Origin of the sequence: Micromonospora qiuiae (assembly GCF_016863555.1) — a bacterium.
Taxonomy (GTDB): Bacteria; Actinomycetota; Actinomycetes; order Mycobacteriales; family Micromonosporaceae; genus Micromonospora; species Micromonospora qiuiae.
In genome coordinates, this window is the sequence record NZ_BOPC01000056.1 from 55188 (window position 1) to 61620 (window position 6433).

Genomic DNA, 6433 nt, shown 5'->3' on the forward strand with positions numbered 1-6433 from the left:
GGGTACCGGTAGCCATATCGCCACCCGTCCCGGAGGCCGCCGACCTGCCAGGCCCACTGGGGCCAACTCCGCTGTCCGGTCTGCTTCGACGGGCGTCGCTGCGGCGCCGCACCAGCGGTGGTCCTGTTGAACGGCCAAGCAGCCGGGTCGTGGTCACGTCGGTTGTTCGGCTTGGCGGCTGGTTTGACTGCCGTCTGAGGAGACGAGAACCCGGGCGTGGAGACCGCGTCGGCAGCTCTTGCTGAATACGTTGTGTTCGGTCGATGGGCGTCTCTAGGCTGCCACGGTCGGGTAGTCGGTGCGAGTGTTCGGGCGGGGTGATGAGGCGATGTCGCTGACCGACACCATTGGTGCCGACTTGCAGGCGATGGCGGCGGGTGTGGACCGGTCACAGCAGGAGGTTGCGGCGGTCGTTCGTGCCGTCGAGCAGATCGCTGCCCGTGCGGCGGCTTCCGGTTTTGTCGGCATCACGGCCGGTCTTGCGCGGGTGCGTGACGTGCTGGGGCAGGCCCGATCCCGGTTGAACGATGCCTCGGGTGTTCTGGGTGAGGCATCGCGGTCCGTAGGTGCTGTGGCGCAACAGCCGTCGCCGCAGGAGACCATTGCCGCGCTTACACCGGTGGTCGCGGCGCTGACCGCGGTGGAGGGCAGCGTTGCTGGGGCGGCGTCCGCAGTCGACGAGGCGCGGCGGCTCGTCGGGGCGACGCTGCAGGGAGGTCAGCCCGGTCCGACGCTGGGGCGTCTGCAGCAGGTGATGCAGATCCTCGCGGCTGTCCGTACTCGTGGGTCTGAGGCCCGACGTCACGTCGATGCGGCGCTGGCGCAGGCCCGGCGGGTCGGTGAACTGGGAAACTGACCACGGGCGGTGGTAGCGACATCAGCCAACCGCCCACCCCACCCGACACCTTTACGAGCGCAACCCCACCAACGGGTTCTTCCGGACGACTCCCCGAATGGTTGACCGACGCCGCCCGCGAGCTGCCTCGACGCCAAGCGAAGGACCCTACCTCCGGCGTGGCGCTGATCAATGGTCAGCGGATACCCATGAAGTCGGGCCGCGACCCGGCAGCCGCCGCCGACCTGAAACCGGCATACCAGCTCATCGCCACCACGACCGACCATCTGGAGGCCAAACTCGCCGCCCGGATGCGCCGCGAACACGTCACCCACGCGGCTGTGGTCACGAACAACCCGCCCTGCGACTACACCCCCTACGGCTGCGAGAAGATCCTCTCCCGGCTGCTGCCAGCCGGCGCGCAGCTGGACGTCTACGTACGCGACGATGACGGACAGGTACGCCACTGGCGGACCTACACCGGCAACGGAAAGGCGATCGCATGAAGGTGACCTGGACCTACGACCGGGGCGACCACCGCGACAACCACGAGGTCGACCTGACCGACTCGGACGCCCTGGAAGCCCTCCTGTGTGAGATTCACCAGGCCGGCGAGCCCGTCGTCGTCACGATCGTCAGCGACATCACCGACGACCCTGACGACCTGCCACCCGGCCTCCAGATCGGGCTCGGCCACCCCACCCACGCCTTCGCCGTGCACATCGCCGACGACGGCGGCTACCTTTCTGATCCCACCGTTCAGCCTCCGGACCAGGGACTCCACTTCGACTTCGGTGGAGTACCCACCGAATATCCCGCCAAGCACCTCCGACTGCGGCCCGACATGGCCACACAGATTGCACGCACCTTCCTCAAGACCGGCGGCAGACCGCCGAACGTGGCTGCTGCCAACGATTAGCTCGCCCCACCAGCGTTGATGTGGGACTACCGCTGGCGTGGGCGCGCCCCCCCGCTGCCGCTCGCGTTCATGAATCGTCCGGTGCAGCGGTTCGCCTATTCGACCACGCCGATTAACTCGGCGCGGGTCTGGGACGGCGCTACATCCCGCCCGCGCCCCACTGATGGACTAGGACTGCGGTGAAGTGCGTAGGAGTCGCCCTGGGCCCCCGTCGGCACGGTGGAGGTGAGGGACAGCAACACCACGTGCGGAGTCGAGCCGCCCGGCCCCTCCAGTGACGGGGGAGGTGCCTGGAGCGCTGGCGCCACCACCTTCGTGGCGCAGTCCGGCAATCGCCACGTTCAAGATCAGGACGATCTCGTGGACAGACGAGATGCCTTGGCATGCCAGGAAACGGCGCCCAAATGATGGGCACACGTACCCGGCATCGGCCATCATCACGCTTCCGCTCGCCTGCTGCGGGGTGTAGTTGAGGAGTGACGTGAATGTGATCCTCATGTTTGACTGTCATGTATGCGATCGGGGCAGGCGCGGCTGGCGATCGACTGTGGAAGCGCCACGACGACGGCGGTGCTGGCGTGGCCGGACGGGTCGTGGTCGCCGCTGTTGTTCGACGGTGAGCCTGGGCTGCCCAGTGCTGTGCTTGTCGCCGCTGATAAGTCGGTGGTGACGGGGCAGCGGGCATGGCAGGCGGCTGCCGCTGATCCGCAGCGGTTCGTTCCCCGCCCCCGGCGTCCCGCCGACGAGCAGGTGAGCGTGGCCGGTGAGCAGGTCGCTCCGGCGGATCTGGTGGCGGCGACGCTGCGGCGGGTCGTCGACGAGGCTTATCGGGTGGCCGGCGACGCGGTAGAGGATGTGCGGTTGGTCGTGCCGGCGGGGTGGGGCCCGCGGCGCCGCACGTGGCTGCGGCACGCCGCGCACCGGGCCGGTCTGCCGCAGCCACGGTTGGTGGAGGCGCCGGTGGCGGTGGCCTCGCATGCGCTCGCCGGGGGTGTGCAGGTGCCGGTGGGTTCGGTGGTGGTGGTGGTGTGTGACCTGGGCGGCGGCGCCGAAGTGAGCGTGCTGCGGCGTAGCCCGGTCGGTTTCGAGGTGCTGTCCACCCTCGCCGATCCGGACGCCGGCGGTGACGCCATCGACGCCGCGTTGACCGCCGCGCTGGTCCCAGAGGGGATGCCGGTGGGGGAGGGTTGGGCGTTGGCGGCGAGCCTGCGTACGGCGAAGCACGCCCTGGCGGGGCATCCGGCGGTGACAGTGCCGGTGCCGTCGGGGCCGGCGGTGGTACTCAACCATCTGGTGGTGGAGCAGGCCGCCCGTCCGGTCCTGGTGCGGGCGGCGGGCCTGGTGCGTGACGCGGTCGCCGCCGCCGAGGTCGACCCGGCCACCGTCGCCGGGTTGTGGTGCGTAGGGGGCACCGCGCAGATGCCGCTGGTCGCCGACGTCATGGTGGCCGAGTCCGGGTTGCGGCCGATGTTGGTGCCGGATCCGCTGCTCGCGGCGGCCCGCGGCGCAGCGGACGCCGGTGGCTTCGACGCCGGCCAGGCGACGCCGGCGGGGGAGCCGGTGCCGACGCTGTGGCGGGCGCTCGCGATCGCGGTGCCCGGGTTCGCGTCGCTGGCGCTGGTCTCGCACATGCTCTTCACCGCGGAGTGGGAGATCGCGGGCTACACCCGGTGGGCGTTTCTGAACTGGGGTGAGTTGGCGATGGCGTCGGTGTTCGCCGTGCTCGCCTGCCTGGCCGCCGGCACCGTCCTCGGTTCGGCGCTGGCCGCCCGTACCGACAGCGGGGTGCCGTTGTCCCCGGGAGCGCAGGTCGCCACCGGCATCCTCACCTCCGCATGGCTCGGTGTCGCCGTCGTCGGTATGTACGCGGTGGTGGGCAGCCAGTACATCGGCACCGAACTGGGCGCGTTCCTGCGCTGGACCCTGGTCCCGGTCATACCGACCCTGCTGGTCGCGATGGTGCTGGCGCTGATCGCGTTCCGTCAGTGGCGTACCCCGCGGCGCGGCTGGTCGGAGTTCCTCGCCTTCCCTATCTCGTCGGTGATGACGGCCGCCGCGGGAATGATGCTGGTCCAATGGTCGCTGCCCGCGTCATACCCACCACACATGATCACGTGGATGAACCTCGGGGCTCGCGTCGGTGGCCTGCTGATCGGCATCGGAGTGATCACGGCGTTGGTGTCCGGGCTGTGGATGCGGCTGGTGATGGGCGTACCGTTCGCAATCCTCACCGCCACGCTGGTCCACAGACACAACACCGGCACCGTCGCCGGCCTCTACGTCGTCGCCACCGTGTGGTGGCTGGCTCGCCTATGGACCCGCATCCTCTACTCGGCACCGGCGTCCACCCACCCTCGACGCAGCCTTCTTCCACCGGGCCCACCTCGCTCGTGACACGGGCGCCGGTAGGGGGTGAGCGCTGATGCGGTGGCCGCGGCACGTCGCATCGCTGCTACTAGCCGCCGCGCTGCTGGCCGGCCCCCCGATCCTGCTGGTGCAGGTGGTGGGTTGGCCGTCGGTCGACACACCGCGGGTGGCGCTATGGCAGTGGGTCCGCGAACCGCTCACCGAACAGAACCTGATGCTGATGCTGGTGGTGTTGGCCTGGCTGCTGTGGGCGTTCGTCGCCTACCTCGTCACCGTCCGGGCCGCCCTACGCCTGTGGGCGGGTGTGCGATGGCTGCGCCGCATGCCGCTACCCACCCCGTGGCAGGCCACCGCCACCGGCATGGCCGGCGCCGCCGCCCTGACCATCGCCACCCCCACCACACCCACCGCCGAAACCGGCCACCTCGCCACAGCGACCGGCACCAGCGACACCCACCACCGTGACGACACCGACCAGGCCACCAGCGCCGACGGAATCAGCGTGCCCGGCGGATGGCTGCCCCGCAAGATCGCCGACGAAATAGCCGCCGCGGCCGGGCTGACATGGCTACGACGGCGCCGCGCCTACCGGCCCAACCCCACCCCGCAGACCATCCGCACCGACACCGACCTGACGCCGCTACCGGCCACCGTCACCGCTATCCAAGCGGCCACCACCAGCCACCAGGCACCCGCACCGGCCGGCCCGCTGGCACCCGGAGCCCTCCTACCGCCCGCTCTCCTCCCCGCAGGTGCAGGCCTCGCCGGACCCGGAGCCCTGGCCGCCGCCCGCGGCCTGCGCGTGACCGTCCTCCTGTCCGCCCTGCGCCACCACACCCCACAGCTGGTCATCACCCGCCGCGCCGTCGAAGAGCTACTCGGCCCGGCCGCCCACCATCTTCAGCCCAGCCCGGACCTACGGATCGCCGACGACAACGAGCACGCCGCGGCGCTGCTACCCCCACCCGCCAACTCATCCAAACCAACGGACCAGCACACGGGCGGACCGCCGACACAGGCATTACTCATCACCGAGACGGCACCAACAGGGCGTCTCGCCGACGCCCTCACCGCCGGCACCACCACCCCGATCGTCCTGACCCCCTGGCCCGCCGCGCCAACCTGGCACGTGAACACCGAAGGCCACACCCACAACCCCCGCGACCCATCCATAGCCGGACCCCGAGTGTGCGTGCTGGACCCCACCGCCACGGCAGACCTGCTCACCGTCACCGGACACCTCCACCCACCGGACCCACCATCAGACCCCACGCCGCCGACACAGATGCCACGTCCGAAGCCAGCGCACCAGGCTCCCGAAGACACCACCACCCAGCTGCAGCTACGGGTACTCGGGGAACCGGAACTCCTCATCGACGGCACACCCGTGCGGCTACAGCGCACCGCCGCCCAGCAAGCCCTGGTCTTCCTCGCCGTGCACACCGACGGCGCCGACAGCCGACACCTGGCCGAAGCACTGTGGCCAGGCCTGCCCGCACACCGACTCACCGGACGCCTCTACACCACCCTCAGCGAACTACGCACCGCCACCCGCACCACCACACACGGCACCCTCATCGACCGCACCGACGACCGCTACCGCCTCAACCCCGCACTGGTACACGTCGACCTGTGGCAACTCCGCGCCGCCATCGCCCACGCCACCTCCACCCTCACCGACACCAGCGCCGCATGGCAAACAGTCATCGACGCCTACACCGGAGACCTTGCCACTGGACGCACCTGGCCATGGCTCGACCACCACCGCGAGATGATCCGCCGCACTGTCCTCGACGCCTACGCAGCCTTGGCCGACGCCGAAACCGATCCCCGGCGGGCACTGGCCCATCTTCAGGCCGGCATCCGAGTCGACCCGTACAACGCCGACCTGCACCAACGAACCGTCGCCATTCTCAACACCCTGGGCGAACACACCGCCGCCGCCGATCTGGCTGACCGGTACCGCAGGCGCCTCACCGCCGTCGGCGTCGACGAGGCCCAAAGCGCCACATTGGCGGCGAAAAGCCCTGACCGCCAGCGCACGCATCGCTGATGTCGGCATACGGGACCCCCGGGAGTGTGTCGTTAGATCCACACTCCCCCCGGCGGACGTTCCCGACGAGCTGAAGCTCGTCCAGGACATCGCGGATGCTATCGGCCTGTCCGGAGCGAACAGGCCGCGGCTTGAGCGGGTCGCCCTTGGTTAGGCGGTAACGAGACCTTTGACGAAGCGGGTCTTGGACGCGCGTCGGTTGGCCCGTGCTGTGGTTCAGGGCTGGGAGGCCACGGTGAGCTTTGCGATGTCTGGGGCA

At 70.0% G+C, this 6433-nt stretch carries 5 protein-coding genes; all 5 read left to right on the forward strand.

The features are described 5' to 3' along the window. The first annotated feature begins 328 nt into the window (after positions 1–328). On the forward strand, positions 329–856 hold the full coding sequence (locus Vqi01_RS20215) for a DUF6244 family protein (RefSeq protein WP_204036388.1): 528 nt from the start codon (positions 329–331) through the stop codon (positions 854–856). A 101-nt stretch (positions 857–957) separates the two neighbouring features. Further along, positions 958–1341, forward strand: coding sequence for a DddA-like double-stranded DNA deaminase toxin (locus Vqi01_RS20220; RefSeq protein WP_239098529.1), 384 nt, complete (start codon positions 958–960; stop codon positions 1339–1341). After that, on the forward strand, positions 1338–1754 hold the full coding sequence (locus Vqi01_RS20225; RefSeq protein WP_204036389.1) for an Imm1 family immunity protein: 417 nt from the start codon (positions 1338–1340) through the stop codon (positions 1752–1754). Before Vqi01_RS20220 ends, Vqi01_RS20225 begins: the two co-directional genes overlap by 4 nt. Before the next feature lie 513 nt (positions 1755–2267). Further along, entirely contained in the window at positions 2268–4148 is a 1881-nt protein-coding gene (locus Vqi01_RS31350) for an Hsp70 family protein (RefSeq protein WP_204036390.1), read from the forward strand. Positions 4149–4176: 28 nt separating this feature from the next. After that, positions 4177–6174 carry an AfsR/SARP family transcriptional regulator gene (locus Vqi01_RS20235; protein WP_204036391.1) on the forward strand — a complete coding sequence of 666 codons (1998 nt, stop codon included), beginning with the start codon at positions 4177–4179 and terminating at the stop codon, positions 6172–6174. Positions 6175–6433 lie beyond the last annotated feature (259 nt).